The following is a 19,418-nucleotide window of genomic DNA, read 5'->3' on the forward strand; positions in this document are numbered from 1 at the left end:
TGAACGATTTAGATTGGCAATAAGCATGACCACACATGATTGTGTATTATTTCAATGAAATCCCGTTATTGATAGGGAAATTCCTTAAGTAATTAGGTAATTCCCTAATATTTTATATTTGTGAAAAAATGTACAATCTAATTAAAGCAATAGTCTTGGGCATTTTTAGTATTTAAAAACACGACATCTACACATCGTATTTTTATACGTAGGAGGATATAAATATGGGAAAATTTGGATTGAATTTCTTTAAGCCAACAGAAAAATTTAATGGGAATTGGTCGATCCTAGAAAGTAAAAGTAGAGAATGGGAAAAAATGTACAGAGAACGTTGGAGTCATGATAAAGAAGTAAGAACAACACATGGTGTTAACTGTACTGGATCATGTTCTTGGAAAGTCTTTGTGAAAAATGGTGTGATTACCTGGGAAAATCAACAAACTGACTATCCAAGTTGTGGTCCGGATATGCCTGAATATGAACCGAGAGGCTGTCCTCGTGGTGCATCATTCTCTTGGTATGAATACAGCCCACTTCGAATTAAATATCCATATATTCGTGGGAAACTTTGGGATTTATGGACTGAAGCATTAGAAGAAAACAATGGCAATCGTGTGGCTGCATGGGCTTCTATTGTTGAAAATGAAGACAAAGCCAAACAGTATAAGCAAGCCCGTGGTATGGGTGGACATGTGCGTTCAAATTGGAAAGATGTTACGGATATTATCGCAGCACAATTACTATATACAATTAAAAAATATGGTCCTGACAGAATTGCCGGATTCACACCGATTCCAGCGATGTCTATGATTAGCTATGCAGCAGGTGCTCGATTCATCAATTTACTTGGTGGTGAAATGCTTAGTTTTTATGACTGGTATGCAGATTTACCACCGGCCTCTCCACAAATTTGGGGAGAACAAACAGACGTACCTGAATCAAGTGACTGGTATAACGCATCATACATTATTATGTGGGGGTCTAATGTACCACTAACGCGTACGCCAGACGCACATTTTATGACAGAAGTTCGCTACAAAGGAACAAAAGTTATTTCAGTAGCACCTGATTATGCAGAAAATGTGAAGTTTGCTGATAACTGGTTAGCACCGAATCCTGGTTCAGATGCTGCAATTGCTCAAGCAATGACACATGTTATTTTACAAGAGCATTATGTTAATCAACCGAATGAACGCTTTATTAATTATGCGAAACAATATACAGACATGCCATTTATCATCATGTTAGATGAAGATGAAAATGGATATAAAGCAGGTCGATTTTTAAGAGCAAGTGACTTAGGACAAACGACAGAGCAAAGTGAATGGAAACCGGTAATCCACGACACAATCAGTGACAGTTTAGTGGTACCTAATGGCACAATGGGTCAACGTTGGGAAGAAGGTAAGAAATGGAACTTAAAACTAGAAACAGAAGATGGTTCTAAAATTAACCCTACATTATCAATGACAGAAGGTGGGTATGAATTAGAAACAATTCAATTCCCATACTTTGATAGTGATGGAGATGGGATATTCAATCGCCCAATTCCAACTCGACAAGTCACTTTAGCAAATGGTGACAAAGTCCGTATTGCTACAATTTTTGACTTAATGGCAAGTCAATATGGCGTGCGTCGTTTTGATCATAAATTGGAATCAAATGGATACGACGATGCAGAATCAAAATATACACCTGCTTGGCAAGAAGCCATTTCAGGCGTAAAACAAAGTGTTGTCATTCAAGTAGCTAAAGAATTTGCGCAAAACGCTATCGATACTGAAGGGCGTTCAATGATTATCATGGGTGCGGGTATTAACCATTGGTTTAACTCAGATACGATTTATCGTTCAATCTTAAACTTAGTTATGTTATGTGGCTGTCAAGGTGTGAATGGTGGCGGTTGGGCTCACTATGTGGGACAAGAAAAATGTCGCCCGATTGAAGGATGGAGTACTGTCGCATTTGCGAAAGACTGGCAAGGACCACCACGTTTGCAAAACGGAACAAGTTGGTTCTATTTTGCGACAGACCAATGGAAATATGAAGAGTCAAATGTAGATCGTTTAAAATCTCCATTAGCTAAAACAGAGGAGTTAAAGCATCAACATCCAGCTGATTATAATGTGTTAGCAGCTAGACTTGGTTGGTTACCATCATATCCACAATTTAATAAAAATAGCTTGTTGTTTGCAGAAGAAGCTAAAGATGAAGGTATAGATTCTAATGAAGCGATTTTGCAACGTGCAATTGATGAAGTGAAATCAAAACAAACACAATTTGCAATTGAAGATCCTGATTTGAAAAAGAATCATCCAAAATCATTATTTATATGGCGTTCAAATTTAATTTCAAGTTCTGCAAAAGGTCAAGAATACTTTATGAAGCATTTACTTGGCACAAAATCAGGATTATTAGCTACACCAAATGAAGATGAAAAGCCAGAAGAAATTACGTGGCGTGAAGAAACAACAGGTAAGTTAGATTTAGTGGTCTCTTTAGACTTCAGAATGACGGCAACACCGTTATATTCTGACATTGTTTTGCCAGCAGCGACTTGGTATGAAAAACATGATTTATCATCAACGGATATGCATCCATATGTACATCCTTTCAATCCTGCTATTGATCCATTATGGGAATCACGTTCAGACTGGGATATTTATAAAACATTGGCAAAAGCATTTTCAGAAATGGCAAAAGACTATTTACCTGGAACGTTTAAAGATGTTGTGACAACACCACTTAGTCATGATACAAAACAAGAAATATCTACACCATATGGCGTAGTGAAAGATTGGTCGAAGGGTGAAATTGAAGCGGTGCCTGGACGTACAATGCCTAACTTTGCAATTGTAGAACGCGACTACACTAAAATTTACGACAAATATGTCACACTTGGTCCTGTACTTGAAAAAGGGAAAGTTGGAGCACATGGTGTAAGTTTCGGTGTCAGTGAGCAGTACGAAGAACTAAAAAGTATGTTAGGCACGTGGAGTGATACAAATGATGATTCTGTAAGAGCGAATCGTCCACGTATTGATACAGCACGTAATGTCGCTGATGCCATACTAAATATTTCATCAGCTACGAATGGAAAGTTATCACAGAAATCATATGAGGATCTTGAAGAACAAACTGGTATGCCGTTGAAAGATATTTCTAGTGAGCGTGCTGCTGAAAAAATTTCGTTCTTGAATATAACATCACAACCACGTGAAGTTATACCAACAGCAGTATTCCCGGGATCTAATAAACAAGGCCGACGTTACTCACCATTTACAACGAATGTAGAACGTTTAGTACCTTTTAGAACGCTAACAGGTCGTCAAAGTTATTATGTTGATCATGAAGTTTTCCAACAGTTTGGTGAAAGCTTACCAGTATATAAACCGACATTGCCGCCAATGGTATTTGGTAATAGAGATAAGAAAATTAAAGGTGGTACAGATGCTTTGGTACTGCGTTATTTAACGCCTCATGGAAAATGGAATATACACTCAATGTATCAAGATAATAAGCATATGTTGACACTATTTAGAGGTGGTCCAACGGTTTGGATATCAAATGAAGATGCTGAAAAACACGATATCCAAGATAATGATTGGCTAGAAGTGTATAACCGTAATGGTGTTGTAACGGCAAGAGCAGTTATTTCGCATCGTATGCCTAAAGGTACAATGTTTATGTATCATGCACAAGATAAACATATTCAAACGCCTGGGTCAGAAATTACAGATACACGTGGTGGTTCACACAACGCGCCGACTAGAATCCATTTGAAACCAACACAACTAGTCGGAGGATACGCACAAATTAGTTATCACTTTAATTATTATGGACCAATTGGGAACCAAAGGGATTTATATGTAGCAGTTAGAAAGATGAAGGAGGTTAATTGGCTTGAAGATTAAAGCGCAAGTTGCGATGGTATTAAATTTAGATAAATGCATAGGATGCCATACGTGTAGTGTGACATGTAAAAACACTTGGACAAATCGTCCAGGTGCTGAGTACATGTGGTTCAACAACGTAGAGACTAAGCCGGGCGTAGGGTATCCGAAACGTTGGGAAGATCAAGAACATTACAAAGGTGGTTGGGTACTAAATCGTAAAGGGAAACTTGAATTAAAATCTGGAAGTAGAATTTCAAAAATTGCATTAGGGAAAATTTTCTATAATCCAGATATGCCACTAATTAAAGATTATTACGAGCCATGGAACTATAATTATGAACATTTAACAACTGCGAAATCAGGTAATCATTCTCCAGTTGCTAGAGCATATTCAGAAATTACAGGGGATAATATTGAAATTGAATGGGGACCTAACTGGGAAGATGACTTGGCTGGTGGTCACGTTACAGGTCCAAAAGATCCTAACATCCAAAAAATAGAAGAAGATATTAAATTCCAATTTGACGAAACTTTTATGATGTATTTACCACGTTTATGTGAACATTGCTTGAATCCAAGTTGCGTTGCCTCATGCCCTTCAGGTGCTATGTATAAACGTGATGAAGATGGCATTGTATTAGTTGACCAAGACGCATGTCGTGGATGGCGTTACTGTATGACAGGTTGTCCATATAAGAAAGTTTACTTCAATTGGAAAACGAACAAAGCTGAAAAGTGTACATTCTGTTTCCCGAGAATCGAGGCGGGTATGCCTACGGTATGCTCTGAAACTTGTACAGGACGTATGCGATACTTAGGTGTTTTATTATATGATGCAGATCGAGTTCATGAAGCGGCTTCAGCAGTAGACGAGAAAGATTTATACGAAAAACAATTAGATATATTTTTAAATCCATTCGACGAAGAAGTCATTGCACAAGCTGAAAAAGATGGCATTAGTTATGATTGGATTGAAGCTGCACAAAACTCACCAATTTATAAGTTAGCGATTGAATATAAACTAGCATTTCCATTACATCCTGAATTTAGAACGATGCCGATGGTTTGGTATTGCCCACCACTTAGCCCAATTATGAGCTATTTCGAAGGTAAAAATACAAATCAAAATCCGGATGCGATTTTCCCAGCCATTGAAGAAATGCGCTTGCCGATTGAATATTTAGCGAATATTTTCACGGCAGGAGATACAAAACCAGTAAAAGAAGCATTGCAGCGTATGGCAATGATGAGAAGTTACATGCGTTCCCAAGTTACACAACAACCATTTGATACATCACGTTTAGAGCGATTAGGTTTAACTGAACGCCAAACTAAAGATATGTATCGCTTATTAGGACTTGCAAAATATGAGGATCGATTCGTTATTCCAACGTCACATAAGGAAACATATTTAGATACGTATCATGCTCAAGGTAGTACGGGATATAACTATGGTGGCGAACACTTTGGTGATAACTGTGAAGGTTGTGGTGTTGCAGTAGGTTCAGGAAAAACTGGTCAAGAAATTTATAATGAGAATTTCTATGGAGGGATTTTCCGTGATTAATTTCGATAATTTTAAAAAGTATCAAGAAAGTTTTGGATATATAGCGCAACAGCTATGCTTTCCGGAAAAATTAACATTTCATCCAAAGACTTTTGAAGAAACAATTTCGAAGGATCATCCAGGGTATGACGATTTAATAGCATTTAGAAATGTAATGATGACATTTTCATTATCAGAAATCAAAGCGATTTATACTGATACATTTGATTTTACAAAAAAAGCGCCATTATATATGACGTATAACAAGTTTGATACACAAAAAGAACGTGGGCAAATGTTAGCGAAACTAAAGGTATTGTACGAGATGTTTGGACTAGAAATGGTAGACAATGAACTTTCTGATTATCTACCGTTGATGTTGCAATTTTTACAAGTGGCAGAATGGCGAAATGATCCAAGAGCTGAAGAGAATATTCAATTAATCATTATGATTATTGAGGATGGAACATATGTGATGGCGAATGCACTTGGTGAAGATAACAATCCATATGCCTATGTGATTCAAGCACTTAGAAAAACATTGAAATTATGTTTGACATCACCAAAAGGAGTGAAACATCATGCTTAATCAGTTTTTATGGGTTATATTTCCGTATTTATGTTTAGTTGTCTTTGTCGCAGGTCATATTGCACGTTATCGTTATGATAAATTTTCGTGGACAGCAAAATCTAGTGAATTAATTGAAAGAAAAAGATTGATGTGGGGTAGTTTGCTATTTCACTTAGGTATCATTCCGGTATTTTTTGGACATGTTGTAGGATTATTAATACCTAAGTCGTGGATGGATGCTGCCGGTGTGTCTGAGCATTTATATCATATTGGTGCTGTTTATATAGGGAGTATCTTTGGTATAATTACATTGGTAGGGATGTTTTTATTAACAGCGAGACGTGTTACTACGAAAAGTATTCGCAGATTAAGTTCAGCGTCCGATATCTTTGTTAATTTCTTATTATTACTTATTGTATTTATGGGATGTTATGCAACATTAGTAACAAACGTACAGCATCCAGATTTTAACTATAGAACTTCATTATCAATTTGGTTTAGACAATTATTTATGTTGAAACCAGATGCATCATTAATGAGTGGTGTACCAATTGCATTTAAAATTCATATATTATTAGGTTTCACTATTATGGCTTGTTGGCCATTCACACGTTTAGTACATGTTTGGAGTGTACCTTTGACATATATAAATCGCAGATATATTATTTACCGTAAGAATAAAGTGTAAGTATAAGAGGTGAAAGGATTTGACACCAGAAGCAATTATTGAAGATCGTAGATTTCAAGAGACATTAGATAAAATACGCAAAGAAGAAGGTTATGATTTTGCGGCAATCGCTTTCTATGAATCTAACAAACCATCATCTCCAATAAAATGGCACTATGTTTCAGGTAATAAAAATAATCGGTTTAAATTAATTATTTTAAGAAAAGGCCGTGGATTAGCTGGAACTGTTATGAAAACAGGGAAGCGTATGATTATAGCTAATGTCGGTTTAGCATTGGGACCAGAAGAAAAGATTGACTATCCAATTTTATTAAGCGAATCATTAACAGCAGTCTTAGCTGTACCGCTTTGGTACAAAAATCAAGTGTATGGTGTACTATTATTTGGTCAAAGAGATGGACGTTCTTTACCAAAAATATTTGATAACGATGATATTCAACGCAAATTTGGAATTTTCAATGATGATAAATAATGAGATGAATTAGGGTGTAGGTCATGATTAATGAGGACAGTATACAATTAGAAGCTTTATTAAAAAAATACTATGAACATTCAATCGAAAAAATAGTATTTGCCGACGATAGTGGTAAAATTATTGCGATGAATGATGCAGCTAAAGATATATTATCCGAAGAAGATAATTATAGTGCAGTAGCGAATGCGATTTGTCACAGATGTGAAGGGTATACGAATGCCTATGACGTACAATCATGTAAAGATTGTTTCTTAGAGTCCATGCAAGTACAAGCTACGAATTTTCAAGTGTTTATGAAGACGAAAGATCAAAAAGTGATGCCGTTTACTGCAACTTATCAGCTTATTGATCAGGATAGAGGGATTCATGCATTTACGCTTCAAAATGTCTCATCACAAATTGAACAACAAGAAAAATTGCATCAACAACGTATGATGCGTAAAACGATTTCCGCACAAGAAAATGAGCGAAAACGAATTTCTAGGGAATTACATGATAGTGTGATTCAAGAAATGTTAAATGTAGATGTTCAATTGCGATTGTTGAAATATCAAGAAGATACAGCAAAGCTTTTGGAAGACGCAGAAAACATTGAATACATTGTCGCTAAATTAATCGATGATATACGTAATATGTCGGTGGAATTAAGACCAGCCTCTTTGGATGATTTAGGCCTTGAGGCAGCGTTTAAATCATATTTTAAACAATTTGAAGAAAATTATGGGGTTAAAATCATATATACTTCCAATATTAAAAATACCCGTTTTGATAGTGATATTGAAACGGTTGTTTACCGAGTAGTACAAGAAGCTATTTTAAATGCGTTGAAATACGCTGATGTAAATGAAATAAATGTAGGTATCCGTCAAACTGGGCGCCATTTGGTTGCTGAAGTAATAGACGCGGGAAATGGTTTTGATCCAAGTTCTAAGCCTAAAGGTTCTGGACTCGGTTTATATGGAATGAATGAACGAGCTGAATTAGTCAGTGGTAGCGTCAACATCGAAACGAAAATTGGTGAGGGCACCAATGTTACACTGAACATTCCAATTTGAAACATACATTGGGGGAATAAAATTGAAAATAGTCATTGCCGATGATCACGCTGTTGTCCGCACGGGATTCTCTATGATTTTAAATTATCAAAATGATATGGAAGTTGTTGCAACAGCTGCAGATGGTGTCGAAGCTTATCAAAAAGTAATGGAATATAAACCTGATGTGTTACTAATGGATTTAAGCATGCCACCAGGTGAGTCAGGTCTTATCGCTACGAGTAAAATTGCTGACAGTTTTCCAGAAACTAAAATTTTAATATTAACCATGTTTGATGATGAAGAGTACTTGTTCCATGTGTTGCGTAATGGTGCGAAAGGTTACATATTGAAAAATGCACCTGATGAACAATTATTGTTAGCTATTCGAACTGTATATAAAGGTGAAACATATGTAGATATGAAACTTACAACATCTTTAGTGAATGAATTTGTATCTAATTCAAATCAGGACACTGCAAACACATCAGATCCTTTTAAAATCTTATCAAAACGAGAACTAGAAATATTGCCACTTATTGCCAAAGGTTACGGGAATAAAGAAATTGCAGAGAAGTTATTTGTTTCTGTAAAGACAGTAGAGGCACATAAAACGCATATTATGACAAAGCTTGGCTTGAAAAGTAAACCAGAGCTCGTTGAATATGCATTGAAAAAGAAATTATTAGAGTTTTAGAGTTTGAAATTAATACCATACAAAGCGCCAGAGGAAATGATTATCTTCTGGCGCTTTTGTATGTTTCGAAATATATTTTTTTATAACCGTATGGAAGCTAATACTTTCTCCTTTTGGAAAGCCATACTTATTTTATTGGAAACGGAATAACTTTTAATATAGTTATTGATATAGAGAATAAATGAGTAGTTGTCTATTTTGGACATGACATGTTAGTTAGGGTGTATTCAGTGTTTTAGTCTCTAAGTGAGGATTAAAAATTGTCTTTCTTATTCTCATTGCTCAAAAAATAATTAACAGCTTCTGAAATATATGATGCTAAATTTTGATTATCATATGAATTAAAGTAATCTTTGAAACGCGTATCATTTTCATATGTTTTAGCAATACAGCATAATGTTTCATCATCAAAATCAGCGATTGTGTTCATAAAAGATTTCCATTCTTCCACGATATCATTACAGTCTTGGATTGGATAATGACTTAAAGACATTTGATTGAATTGATTGAAGATCATTGTCAATTTCTGTCTGATATCCTGTGATTGTAAGTTGTCTTGACGGTTAATAAATGATTGATATGCCTTCGTATGACCATACTTTATAGATGCTTCTTTATCATATTGTGTCTGTAGTGACTTGTTTAAAATGCTGGTATCTATTAGAGAGTGTCCTTTAATAAATTCACATACAGAGCGTCTAATTAATTGTAAGTCAGAAATCTTTTTATCTAACTTGCTTACTTGCTCTGATAATAACTTTCGCAATTGTTCATTATCATATGAAATGTATTGTTTTATTTTAGCGATATCAAAATCAAAAGACTTGAGTATTAAAATTTTTTGTAATTTTTCTAAGTCTTGCTGTTTATAAACGCGATAATTTTTATCATTTTTATTTGGAACTAATAATCCTATTTCATCGTAATAATGTAAAGTTCGTTTAGTTACACCTGTAATTTCAATAATATCTTTTAAAGTGTATGTGTATGCCAAAAATCATTCACCTCATTTATTATTTTTTGTGCTGGAAGTGTTGTGGCAACTTCAATAGGTATGTTTGTTTTTTGTAAAAAGTATTTCACCAAGTGATAGCCACATGCATACCCGGCAGCATGAGATAAGCCAACGATAGACCTACCTTGAAGTTTATTAATATCATCACCATAGAGAAAAGGCATCGATTCAAATATATGCTTTAAATGTAAATGATTATAAATAGTATTTTTAATTTTTACGTTATCACGACTCCAATTAGTATTTGTTACCCACGGTCCAATATGCGCTTTACCATACAATGATTCTACATAGTTTTCAGCTAATCCTTCTGCGATAATCAATTCAATCAAACTTCCGCCATCCCAATCAATATATTGATAGCGCATATTATGATTTACTTCATGTGCAATTAAGCTTTTCATAGAATTAATTGTACTTGTACTCGGCACTAAATAAATCATAATATAACCTGGTATGCCACCATCACCACCGCGATTTTTATTTAGATACATAAGTGGTTTTTGGCTATCTCCAAGTAATACTGTGAAATGATAGTTAGAAACTTGAGATGAGATACTATAATTTGCAAATTGATCTATAGCAACTTTTAAATATTTTTCGCAATTACTCCAGAAATCATTATTCAGGTATTGTATTGACATTTGGTCAGACATGCGTAAATCTTTGGGAGACTTTTGAAAGGCATCTAAAAATTGAATTGCACTCATTGTCTGCTTGGCATCATTATGAATAGGAATCTGTTGCACCTCAAATTTCTTTTTAAAAGGTACTAATATTTCTTTAGTGAAAATTGAATCACGGTCGTTTAATGGTGTCTTGAGTATATTCTTATAGACGGAATCTGATCTAATAATATTGATTTTATACATGATAAACCTCCTTACGTTGTCAGCATAAAGGGTAACGTAACGTGATTTTCAAGCAGTAATTGTAACTAATTGAAAAAAATTTAAGAAATGCATGTGAGTGATCCTTAATAATCTGATTAAAATGATGACAAAATAGTGTCTAAATGCATCGTAAAGGGACATTGTATAGGGGGAATTACACCATAAATAAGGGAAAATCCTTATGTTCACTTTTTCACAATCATAATAAAATAAATGTGTAGTCAATACTTTGTCTATATTGGGGAGTGGGACAGAAATGATATTTTCGAAAAATTTATTTCGTCGTCCCGCCCCGGCAAGGTTGACTAGAATTGAAAAAAGCTTGTTACAAGCGTATTTTCGTTCAGTCAACTACTGCCAATATAACTTCGTAGAGCATGGAACATTGATTTATTTCCCAGGCTCTTTAAATAACATTGACCTCTAACATATAGGCAGAGTATTGATATCTATTAAAAAATAAATGATTTTGGTGAAGGTGAAACGTATGTACAAAACAAAAGGTGGCTTTCAACTTACATTACAAACATTAAGTTTAGTGGTTGGATTTATGGCTTGGAGTATTATTGCTCCTTTAATGCCTTTTATTAAACAGGATGTCAATGTAACTGAAGGTCAAATATCAATCATTTTAGCGATACCAGTTATTTTGGGATCAGTGCTCCGTGTGCCATTTGGTTATTTAACAAATATTGTTGGTGCTAAATGGGTATTCTTTACAAGTTTTATCGTATTGTTATTCCCGATATTTTTCTTGAGCCAAGCACAAACGCCGGGGATGTTAATGGCATCAGGATTTTTCCTTGGCGTAGGTGGCGCAATTTTCTCTGTTGGTGTTACATCAGTTCCTAAATATTTCCCTAAAGAAAAAGTAGGTCTAGCAAATGGTATTTATGGTATGGGGAATATCGGTACAGCAGTTTCTTCATTTTTAGCACCACCGATAGCGGGTATTATTGGTTGGCAAACAACAGTTAGAAGTTACTTAATTATTATCGCTTTATTTGCATTAATTATGTTCATTTTTGGTGACACACAAGAACGTAAAATTAAAGTGCCATTAATGGCCCAAATGAAAACATTATCTAAAAACTACAAATTATATTACTTAAGTTATTGGTATTTCATTACTTTTGGTGCTTTTGTTGCATTTGGTATTTTCTTACCTAACTACTTAGTAAATCATTTTGGAATTGACAAAGTAGATGCTGGTATTCGTTCAGGTGTATTCATTGCGCTGGCAACATTCTTGAGACCAATAGGTGGTATACTAGGTGATAAATTTAATGCAGTTAAAGTACTGATGATTGATTTTGTTATTATGATTATCGGTGCCGTTATTTTAGGTATTTCAGACCATATCGCATTATTTACTGTAGGTTGTTTAACAATAAGTATTTGTGCAGGTATTGGTAACGGCTTAATTTTTAAATTAGTACCATCATACTTCTCAAATGAAGCAGGATCAGCAAATGGTATCGTATCAATGATGGGTGGTTTAGGAGGATTCTTCCCACCGTTGGTCATCACATACGTAGCTAATTTAACAGGTTCAAGCCATTTAGCATTTATTTTCTTAGCGGTATTCGGATGCATTGCATTATTTACAATGCGCCATTTATATCAAAAAGAATATGGTTCATTGAAACACAGTTGATATGTAATACGAAGCATTTTTAAATTTAAATGATAAAGCCTTAATACCATGTGTAACGTTAGTAGCATGACATTAAGGCTTTAGTAATGTATTCATTTTAAATTTAACTAAGAAATTGGAATAGATGTTGATGAAGTAGTGTCATTGCTTGGTTTGATTTTAGGCAGGGTAATGGTTAATAGCCCATTTTCAAAACTAGCAGTAATATTTTGCTTATCAACAGCTTCAAAATCAAATTGGCGTATTAATGATTCGAAGTTTCGCTCATCTAAAATGAGTTTTCCGGATTTATATTTAGCACTTCTAGTAGCTTGAATAGTAAGCACATTATTATTGAAATCGATACTAATGTCTTCTTTATTTGCACCTGCTAGCTCAGCTTCTAAGTAATATAATTCGTCTGTTTCATATATATTCGTTACAAATGAAGGTGTTGTAAAGTAATTAAATACTTGTTTACCTAAATCTTTAAATGTATCACTTGGATTACCGTTAAAAAAGTTTTGATTCTCGAATTGATTGAAGTTCAATATCATCACTTCCATTATATAAATTTGTATTACAAAGTCATTATATGAGTAGAATAAAAAAAGATAAAGTAAAAGGGGGGGATAAAAAAGTTATAAATGGATAGATTTGTGCCTGATAAGGAATCAGGGCAAAAGAACTGAGCATCGAGATTTATACAAGCAATAAAGATAATGAATAAACATAGCGATGCATACTTCTGCCCATCATCTTATGATAGGGAGTTACTTTTTGTCGGAATTGTCGAAATTTTTCGAAACAAAATTCCGCAAATTATTAACAATGTCTGATGCTTCTCGTTCTGAAATGTTGAATTCATTAAATACTTTAACAGAAATTTCAGCAAGAGGACTTTTTATTGCTTTACCTTGTTCTGTTAGAGAAATTTGTAGGTTTCTTTCATCTTTCTCTTCACGTGTTCGAACAACGTAATCTTTCTTTTCTAATTTCTTTAGTAATGGTGTCAGTGTTCCAGAATCTAAGAATACACGTTCACCTAATTTTTTGATGTTAAGTTTTTCATCATTTTCAATCGCCATTAAAACAATGTAACCAGTATAGGTTAAATCATAATCCTTAAGATAGTTTGTGTATTTTTTAATTATTTCTTTTGAAGAAACATAAAATAAAAAACACAACTGTTTGCTAAGATAGCTGTTTTCTACATACATCCAATCACTCCTTGTTAAAATAAACAATATTATGAAGTGTAATAGTTGTCAAGTACTGATTTCATCGCAATTATCGAATTGTCTATAATTGAATTTAAATGTTAAATAATGCAAAACATATCAATATCTTAGTATTTTCATCGGTAATGACTGATATGACTGATTTTTTGAATTGAAAAAAATGTAATTGTATCATTCTTAATTGTTAAAAGTAGTCAATTATTTTGATAGATAGTAAAATGAAATTTGTTATTAAATTTTTTAAAAGCATCGTGTATGTAATTCGATTTCTATAATAATATTGAGAAGAAAAAAATTGTTACAATCTGGTAAAAACTCTTTATTAAATAAATTGATTCGTTCATACTGAATAGATAAGCAAAAAGGAGTTACATAATGAAGAAGAAAAAAAACGCGATTAAAGTTATCATTATATTATTTATTTCATTAATTGTTGCTGTAGCATTTTTCTTTGGTCTGAAAACATATCAAGGCCATAAGAATATTCAACTTATTGACAGTTACTTGGAAGAGAAAAATCTAAAAGATAAAATTAAATCAGAAAAAACAGAGTATAGTGCTAAAAAAGGTCTCTTCTATAAGGAAGTTACGTTTAAAGATGAACCTGGTGTAACTTATGTTGTGCAACCAATCAGTACTAATAAAGGATTATTTGTTGAAGGCTTTGATACAGAGACTAAGAAAAGTTTGAAAACTGCAAAGCATAAATATTTCAATCAGAATTATAAACCATCAAAATAGTGAAACGTATAACTGGTGAAACAGTTTAGTGCCTGCAATTTTAATTATTTAAGGTAAACAGTTTTTGTATGGAAATTAGTGATTTTTGACATCTATAAAAGATAAATATTTTAATTTTTTATAGATAATTATCAATTTTCTGATATAATTGAGTGATGTCAGATGAAGGGGAGTTTGTACTATGGCTCTATTCAAGAGAAAAATTAGCCTACCTATGCAAGTAGTTATTGCATTAGTGTTAGGTGTTGTCGTAGGACTTTTATTATATGGACAAGAAAACGTAGCAAATTACATTAAACCATTTGGTGACGTATTTTTAAATTTAATTAAAATGATCGTTATACCAGTTGTATTTTGCTCACTAGCGCTTTCTATTTCGAACGTTGGGGAATCGAAAACTGTAGGGCGTTATGGCTGGAAAACAATTTTATACTTTGAAATTATTACAACAATCGCAATAGGTTTAGGGATTATCTTCGGTAACCTATTTAAACCAGGTGCTGGATTAGACCCAACAAAATTACCTAAAGGTGATATTTCTAAATATCAATCAACTGCACATGCAGCAGAACAATCTACATATGGAAATCATTTTATTGATACCATTGTACATATTATTCCGACAAACTTTTTTGAAGCTTTAAATAAGGGTGAATTATTACCTATTATCTTTTTCGCAGTATTCTTTGGATTAGGATTAGCTGCAGTAGGTAAAAAAGCAGAACCAGTTAAAGAATTTTTAAGCGGATCGCTTGAAGCTGTGTTCTGGATGATTAATAAAATTTTAAAATTAGCACCACTTGGAGTGTTTGCATTCATTTGTACTACAATTATTACATTTGGTGCATCAGCATTATTACCACTATTAAAATTAGTATTAGTTGTTGTCTTTGCAATGGTGTTCTTTGTATTCGCTATACTAGGACTAGTTGCATGGATGTGTGGTATTAATATCATGAATATTATTAGAATCTTGAAAAGTGAATTGCTTTTAGCATTTTCTACATCAAGTTCGGAAGCTGTTCTTCCTGTAATGATGAAGAAAATGGAAAACTTTGGTTCACCAAAAGATATTACATCCTTTGTTATACCGATTGGCTATACGTTTAACTTAGACGGATCAGCACTTTATCAATCTATTGCAGCATTATTCGTTGCACAGATGTATGGAATGCACTTAACATTATCAGAGCAAATTGTGTTGATGTTAACATTAATGATTACATCTAAAGGTATGGCGGCAGTACCAGGAACTTCAATCGTTGTTTTATTAACAACATTAGGCGCCATGGGCTTACCGGCACAAGGTTTAGCATTAATTATTGGTGTTGACCGTATCTTAGATATGGTACGTACATGTGTAAACGTTATTGGTAACGCATTATCAACAATTGTTATTGCTAAATGGGAAAACGTATATGATAAAGCAAAAGGTCAAGAATATTTAAAATCAATTTAAAAAATACTATCTGACATTTAAAGCCCCTTACAACCTCTGGTTGTTAGGGGCTTTTATGCATGCGCAAAGCGCAGGCGAACTGAAGCGAAGTGTAGGGGCTTTTATGCATGCGCTAAAGCGCAGGGCATTTGCAAATAAACTGGTATATTTATTCTCAAAAAAACAGCAGTAAGATGATTTTCAATTAGAAATATCTTACTGCTGCTTTTAATATCTTATATATTACTCAAAATTAAAGCTTAATTAGTGTTTCATGTGCATTTTGCCCATGTCATGAATTTTCATCATTAAACCATGTGGTACATCGTCATGATCAACTTTTTTTACTTTAACAATTTTATCAGAATCGGCTAATTTATAAACAATTACAAAGTCGCCTTTTTTAACTGAAACGTCTGCATCTGAAGGTAATTTAACGTTCTTCTCAATGCTTTCATCTTTTTCACTAATCATTTTTTCAATTGTAGCATTGTCTTTCATAATTCCATAATATGTATCTTTCTTTCCACCAGTCATCATCATGATTACTAGTACAATACATACAATCAACATGATGGCAATTAAACTAATACCAAGACCAAAACCTTTTTTCTTTTTCACGGTTCATCAATCTCCTTAAATGTAGTTAATTCTGTTATACCTAAAAGTACAACAGTTTGCAAATGCAGTATTTATATTACATAAAATTAATTTAAAAAGACACACCTTAATCACAATAAATGTGAATAAAATGTGTCTAAAATATTGTTATATAATAAAAATATAGTTAAAAGTATTAAACGCTTTCAAAATCGAAATATATATAAATAGGATACTGTTGAAATTTATAGCTAACATGTTCAATTGCTGACTAATTTTAAAACTAAAAACTTACATATTATAAATCAATTTTAATAGGTGTATCTAATGATTTATCATTCATTAGCTTAATGGATTGTGGAACTACTCTTAAAACACATAACTCTGGGTCTTCTTTTGAACTGAAAAAGCTTTTGTCTTGTGTTTCCCATAGCCAATCAATCACTTCTTGTTCTGTAACGATTTCGATTGTCGCTTCCATTTCAACGAAACTACGATTAGTTGTGTCGTTATAGCCTAATAAAACATATGCTGCTGGATTATCTTTAATTTCTTTGACCTTAGCAGAATGGATATTCGTTTTAGTATATAAAGTAAGACCATCATTATAAAAGATCATATATCTACTATTAGGTTTGTTATTATATGCAGTTGATAATACACCAACTTTTGACGTTGCTAGCACGTTTTCAATTGCTTGAATTGCTTGTGAGTTACTCATCCTATATCATCTCCTTATGATATAAATAGCCTTTAACGTAAGAAACTAAACACAAGAGGACTGTTAGTATTTAGCTTGGTTTAAAGCAAATATATTTAACCTCGTCGTGATTTAACTTGAGTTCAAATGTACGACCAGTTTCTTCTTGAACTGCAAGCTCCGTTTTAGGGTAATTCGTTTTGTCTAATTCATCTAGAATTTCTTTTTCTATATAGACAAGTTGATCGCTTGTTGGAAGCAAATGTTGAATTGAACCATGTTCATGATTCAATGTTTTAATAATCATCAAAGAGTCTTGAGGTAATTCATTATGGAAAATGAAGTCTTGTTTTACGTCTGACATATATCGGTCATTAATTTTATTGAATAATAAGAAATGGTAGTTATTATCTTTACGACTCAATACATAATTATTTGTAATTTCAATGTCTTCATTAACAAAAGGTCTAAACATTTTATATAAATGCATTAATGGTAGGGGGCTACCATATTTGTTGTACAAGGAAATATAATTTGAATGGTCATCTAATAATTGATAGCTAATGCCACCGCCATATCGCAATAATGCGATTAAGTGATACACTATGTCAGATAATTGAATTGGATTCTTACCATCATTAGTATATTTAAATCCACTTACAGACAGGTTATTATATACAAATTGTGTTGATGATATACCTGAATCTAAAATAAATTTCTTATACTGTTCAAAATGAGTGTCAGTTTGATGATAGTGTTGGTTTTTAGTGATAAGATGTGTTGCAGTTTTTGAATTTTCAATATCAATAAAGTAATAATGGAATTTAAGACGCTGCATGACATCATAAACTTGTTCCACGGTTGAATAAGTTTCTAAAAAGCCATCGACTGTCACACTATATTTAATTTCTTTATTTTTGTTTTTAATTTTAAGATGACATAAATGAATTTCTTCTGCTGTCATAGAGTTAGAGCAAAATACGAGCATAAATTTAACTAATTTCTTGCTTGTCTTATAGTCTTGATTGCCTTGTAAAAATGTTAGTATTAATTGCTTCATCGTTTCGAATTGTTGTGTTGATTTAATAGCGATTGCTAAACCTATATTTTTTTCGAAAAGCTTTTCAAAACATCTATTTAACAGGTTGTAATTCGTTTGGCTAATCTCAATATCGTGAATATCGTCAATGAAAACGACAGGTTTTGGTAGGTGCTCAAAGTTAATATCGTAATATTCATTGAAAATAAATTGAAATAGTTCATTGAAATTACTAAATCGAACAAATACTTTGGCACGCTGACTTCGATCTTTCGGATTAAAATCATCTATATGAATATCTGTTGTATTTGTAGCCAGCTGAGCTGTTAAATCAATTGTTGAAATTAACTCAGTGAATTGTGATACGTTATCTTGTTGGAAGTGTATTTGTGGTGGTTCAGTAATCTTGGAAACGAGTGAACGGAACTGTTTAGGACTAAAATGCAAGTAATTCTTAAATTGATTTGCAAAATTTGTATGACTGTTAAAACCGGCCAATTCAGAAACAGTTGTAATAGAATGTTTTGTAGAAAGTAATAAATTGATGGCGTTAACAAGTTTAATACTTGTAAAATAATCTTTAAAATTCATACTTAAATATCGAACAAAAAGATTAGAACAATATGATTCAGAGATGTTGCAATGCATCGCTATATCTTTTAAAGACAAGTGCGCATCAATATTGTCATGAATATAGTTTACACAGTCTATAAACACCGGATTGCTTAAAGCAATATTTGGTAAATATTCATGATCTATTCTTATAAAAGCTTCTTTAAGTAAAGTGTCTATAATACTTTGACCTATATTTTTTCCCATTAAAGAAGAACTTGTTGGTGTACTGATTAAATCGGCAATTAATGACTTAATATAATTACTTGATTGTAATAAATGACGATCTAAATAACCATTAAAGAAATCATCATCTTGTTGATAAAAATAAAAAACGGGTATCATTAATTCGATTATATTTTCGCCGTGGTTAATATTATAAATATCACCATGGTTAATTAAGATAATATAATTACTTACGTCTTTGGTTTCACCATTAATCGTAATATTGAGTTTACTTGTAAGTGAAAATAGCACCATAATATTATTGATATTACGACTTGGTATTGTCGATAATGTATGATGTATTTTAAGTTGGCATGTCATATTTCTCTCTCCTGCCTAATATATATTGAAATCTATCATTTAAATGTAAA

The 19,418-nt window shown here is 32.9% G+C and carries 17 protein-coding genes; 10 read left to right on the forward strand and 7 right to left on the reverse strand.

Going from position 1 to position 19,418, the window contains the following annotated elements:
- Window positions 1-224: 224 nt before the first annotated feature.
- From NST10_RS11475 to nreC, 7 genes are read left to right on the forward strand one after another with little or no spacing between them, the layout of a single operon-like run.
- A complete protein-coding gene (locus tag NST10_RS11475) occupies window positions 225-3,914 on the forward strand; it encodes a nitrate reductase subunit alpha (protein WP_000514375.1) in 3,690 nt (1,229 codons plus the stop codon).
- Window positions 3,904-5,463 carry a nitrate reductase subunit beta gene (gene narH / locus NST10_RS11480; protein WP_000692652.1) on the forward strand — a complete coding sequence of 520 codons (1,560 nt, stop codon included), beginning with the start codon at window positions 3,904-3,906 and terminating at the stop codon, window positions 5,461-5,463. Before NST10_RS11475 ends, narH begins: the two co-directional genes overlap by 11 nt.
- A complete protein-coding gene (gene narJ / locus NST10_RS11485; protein WP_000606763.1) occupies window positions 5,456-6,031 on the forward strand; it encodes a nitrate reductase molybdenum cofactor assembly chaperone in 576 nt (191 codons plus the stop codon). The genes narH and narJ overlap by 8 nt, the downstream gene beginning before the upstream one ends.
- The gene (narI, locus tag NST10_RS11490; protein WP_000934153.1) at window positions 6,024-6,701 is read left to right on the forward strand and encodes a respiratory nitrate reductase subunit gamma; all 678 of its coding nucleotides are present in this window, start codon (window positions 6,024-6,026) and stop codon (window positions 6,699-6,701) included. Before narJ ends, narI begins: the two co-directional genes overlap by 8 nt.
- Before the next feature lie 19 nt (window positions 6,702-6,720).
- Complete coding sequence (gene nreA, locus NST10_RS11495; RefSeq protein ID WP_000186931.1) at window positions 6,721-7,173, forward strand: nitrate respiration regulation accessory nitrate sensor NreA; 453 nt, start codon at window positions 6,721-6,723, stop codon at window positions 7,171-7,173.
- Window positions 7,174-7,196: 23 nt separating this feature from the next.
- The gene (gene nreB, locus NST10_RS11500) at window positions 7,197-8,231 is read left to right on the forward strand and encodes a nitrate respiration regulation sensor histidine kinase NreB (protein WP_000606550.1); all 1,035 of its coding nucleotides are present in this window, start codon (window positions 7,197-7,199) and stop codon (window positions 8,229-8,231) included.
- Window positions 8,232-8,253: 22 nt separating this feature from the next.
- Window positions 8,254-8,907, forward strand: coding sequence for a nitrate respiration regulation response regulator NreC (gene nreC, locus NST10_RS11505; protein WP_000706314.1), 654 nt, complete (start codon window positions 8,254-8,256; stop codon window positions 8,905-8,907).
- Window positions 8,908-9,160: 253 nt separating this feature from the next.
- Here nreC and NST10_RS11510 read toward each other — a convergent pair whose 3' ends face one another.
- Together NST10_RS11510 and NST10_RS11515 are read right to left on the reverse strand one after the other, a co-directional pair.
- Window positions 9,161-9,901, reverse strand: a complete 741-nt coding sequence (locus NST10_RS11510; protein ID WP_000332074.1) for a MerR family transcriptional regulator — start codon at window positions 9,899-9,901, stop codon at window positions 9,161-9,163.
- Complete coding sequence (locus tag NST10_RS11515) at window positions 9,880-10,794, reverse strand: DUF2268 domain-containing protein (RefSeq protein WP_000276770.1); 915 nt, start codon at window positions 10,792-10,794, stop codon at window positions 9,880-9,882. Before NST10_RS11515 ends, NST10_RS11510 begins: the two co-directional genes overlap by 22 nt.
- A 508-nt stretch (window positions 10,795-11,302) precedes the next feature.
- On the opposite strand from NST10_RS11515, the gene NST10_RS11520 reads away from it, so the two are divergent.
- Window positions 11,303-12,472 carry a nitrate/nitrite transporter gene (locus NST10_RS11520; protein WP_000278556.1) on the forward strand — a complete coding sequence of 390 codons (1,170 nt, stop codon included), beginning with the start codon at window positions 11,303-11,305 and terminating at the stop codon, window positions 12,470-12,472.
- A 107-nt stretch (window positions 12,473-12,579) separates the two neighbouring features.
- On the opposite strand, the gene NST10_RS11525 is transcribed toward NST10_RS11520, so the two are convergent.
- Together NST10_RS11525 and NST10_RS11530 are read right to left on the reverse strand one after the other, a co-directional pair.
- Complete coding sequence (locus NST10_RS11525; RefSeq protein ID WP_001801558.1) at window positions 12,580-13,008, reverse strand: Hsp20 family protein; 429 nt, start codon at window positions 13,006-13,008, stop codon at window positions 12,580-12,582.
- Window positions 13,009-13,224: 216 nt separating this feature from the next.
- Window positions 13,225-13,671, reverse strand: coding sequence for a MarR family transcriptional regulator (locus NST10_RS11530; protein WP_000289212.1), 447 nt, complete (start codon window positions 13,669-13,671; stop codon window positions 13,225-13,227).
- 396 nt (window positions 13,672-14,067) lie between these two features.
- Here NST10_RS11530 and NST10_RS11535 point away from each other — a divergent pair, with 396 nt between their 5' ends.
- Window positions 14,068-14,433 carry a DUF3139 domain-containing protein gene (locus NST10_RS11535; RefSeq protein ID WP_000727537.1) on the forward strand — a complete coding sequence of 122 codons (366 nt, stop codon included), beginning with the start codon at window positions 14,068-14,070 and terminating at the stop codon, window positions 14,431-14,433.
- Between the two features lie 181 nt (window positions 14,434-14,614).
- Complete coding sequence (locus tag NST10_RS11540) at window positions 14,615-15,892, forward strand: cation:dicarboxylase symporter family transporter (RefSeq protein ID WP_001173164.1); 1,278 nt, start codon at window positions 14,615-14,617, stop codon at window positions 15,890-15,892.
- Between the two features lie 243 nt (window positions 15,893-16,135).
- Here the strand turns inward: NST10_RS11540 and NST10_RS11545 are convergent, their stop codons facing one another.
- From NST10_RS11545 to rsp, 3 genes are all read right to left on the reverse strand, one after another.
- Window positions 16,136-16,492 carry a DUF4889 domain-containing protein gene (locus NST10_RS11545; RefSeq protein ID WP_000727325.1) on the reverse strand — a complete coding sequence of 119 codons (357 nt, stop codon included), beginning with the start codon at window positions 16,490-16,492 and terminating at the stop codon, window positions 16,136-16,138.
- Window positions 16,493-16,769: 277 nt separating this feature from the next.
- The gene (locus tag NST10_RS11550; RefSeq protein ID WP_000071899.1) at window positions 16,770-17,192 is read right to left on the reverse strand and encodes a pyridoxamine 5'-phosphate oxidase family protein; all 423 of its coding nucleotides are present in this window, start codon (window positions 17,190-17,192) and stop codon (window positions 16,770-16,772) included.
- Window positions 17,193-17,262: 70 nt separating this feature from the next.
- A complete protein-coding gene (gene rsp, locus NST10_RS11555; protein ID WP_000128367.1) occupies window positions 17,263-19,368 on the reverse strand; it encodes an AraC family transcriptional regulator Rsp in 2,106 nt (701 codons plus the stop codon).
- Window positions 19,369-19,418 lie beyond the last annotated feature (50 nt).

It is taken from the genome of Staphylococcus sp. FSL W8-0305, from assembly GCF_037966415.1.
Classification (GTDB): domain Bacteria; phylum Bacillota; class Bacilli; order Staphylococcales; family Staphylococcaceae; genus Staphylococcus; species Staphylococcus aureus.

What these genes read in the sequence shown, in the direction of transcription:
- NST10_RS11475 (WP_000514375.1), top strand. Translation starts at nt 225, where the DNA reads ATGGGAAAATTTGGATTGAATTTCTTTAAGCCAACAGAAAAATTTAAT.
- narI (WP_000934153.1), top strand. Translation starts at nt 6,024, where the DNA reads ATGCTTAATCAGTTTTTATGGGTTATATTTCCGTATTTATGTTTAGTT.
- nreB (WP_000606550.1), top strand. Translation starts at nt 7,197, where the DNA reads ATGATTAATGAGGACAGTATACAATTAGAAGCTTTATTAAAAAAATAC.
- NST10_RS11515 (WP_000276770.1), bottom strand. Translation starts at nt 10,794, where the DNA reads ATGTATAAAATCAATATTATTAGATCAGATTCCGTCTATAAGAATATA.
- NST10_RS11520 (WP_000278556.1), top strand. Translation starts at nt 11,303, where the DNA reads ATGTACAAAACAAAAGGTGGCTTTCAACTTACATTACAAACATTAAGT.
- NST10_RS11525 (WP_001801558.1), bottom strand. Translation starts at nt 13,008, where the DNA reads ATGATATTGAACTTCAATCAATTCGAGAATCAAAACTTTTTTAACGGT.
- NST10_RS11530 (WP_000289212.1), bottom strand. Translation starts at nt 13,671, where the DNA reads ATGTATGTAGAAAACAGCTATCTTAGCAAACAGTTGTGTTTTTTATTT.
- NST10_RS11535 (WP_000727537.1), top strand. Translation starts at nt 14,068, where the DNA reads ATGAAGAAGAAAAAAAACGCGATTAAAGTTATCATTATATTATTTATT.
- NST10_RS11540 (WP_001173164.1), top strand. Translation starts at nt 14,615, where the DNA reads ATGGCTCTATTCAAGAGAAAAATTAGCCTACCTATGCAAGTAGTTATT.
- NST10_RS11550 (WP_000071899.1), bottom strand. Translation starts at nt 17,192, where the DNA reads ATGAGTAACTCACAAGCAATTCAAGCAATTGAAAACGTGCTAGCAACG.
- rsp (WP_000128367.1), bottom strand. Translation starts at nt 19,368, where the DNA reads ATGACATGCCAACTTAAAATACATCATACATTATCGACAATACCAAGT.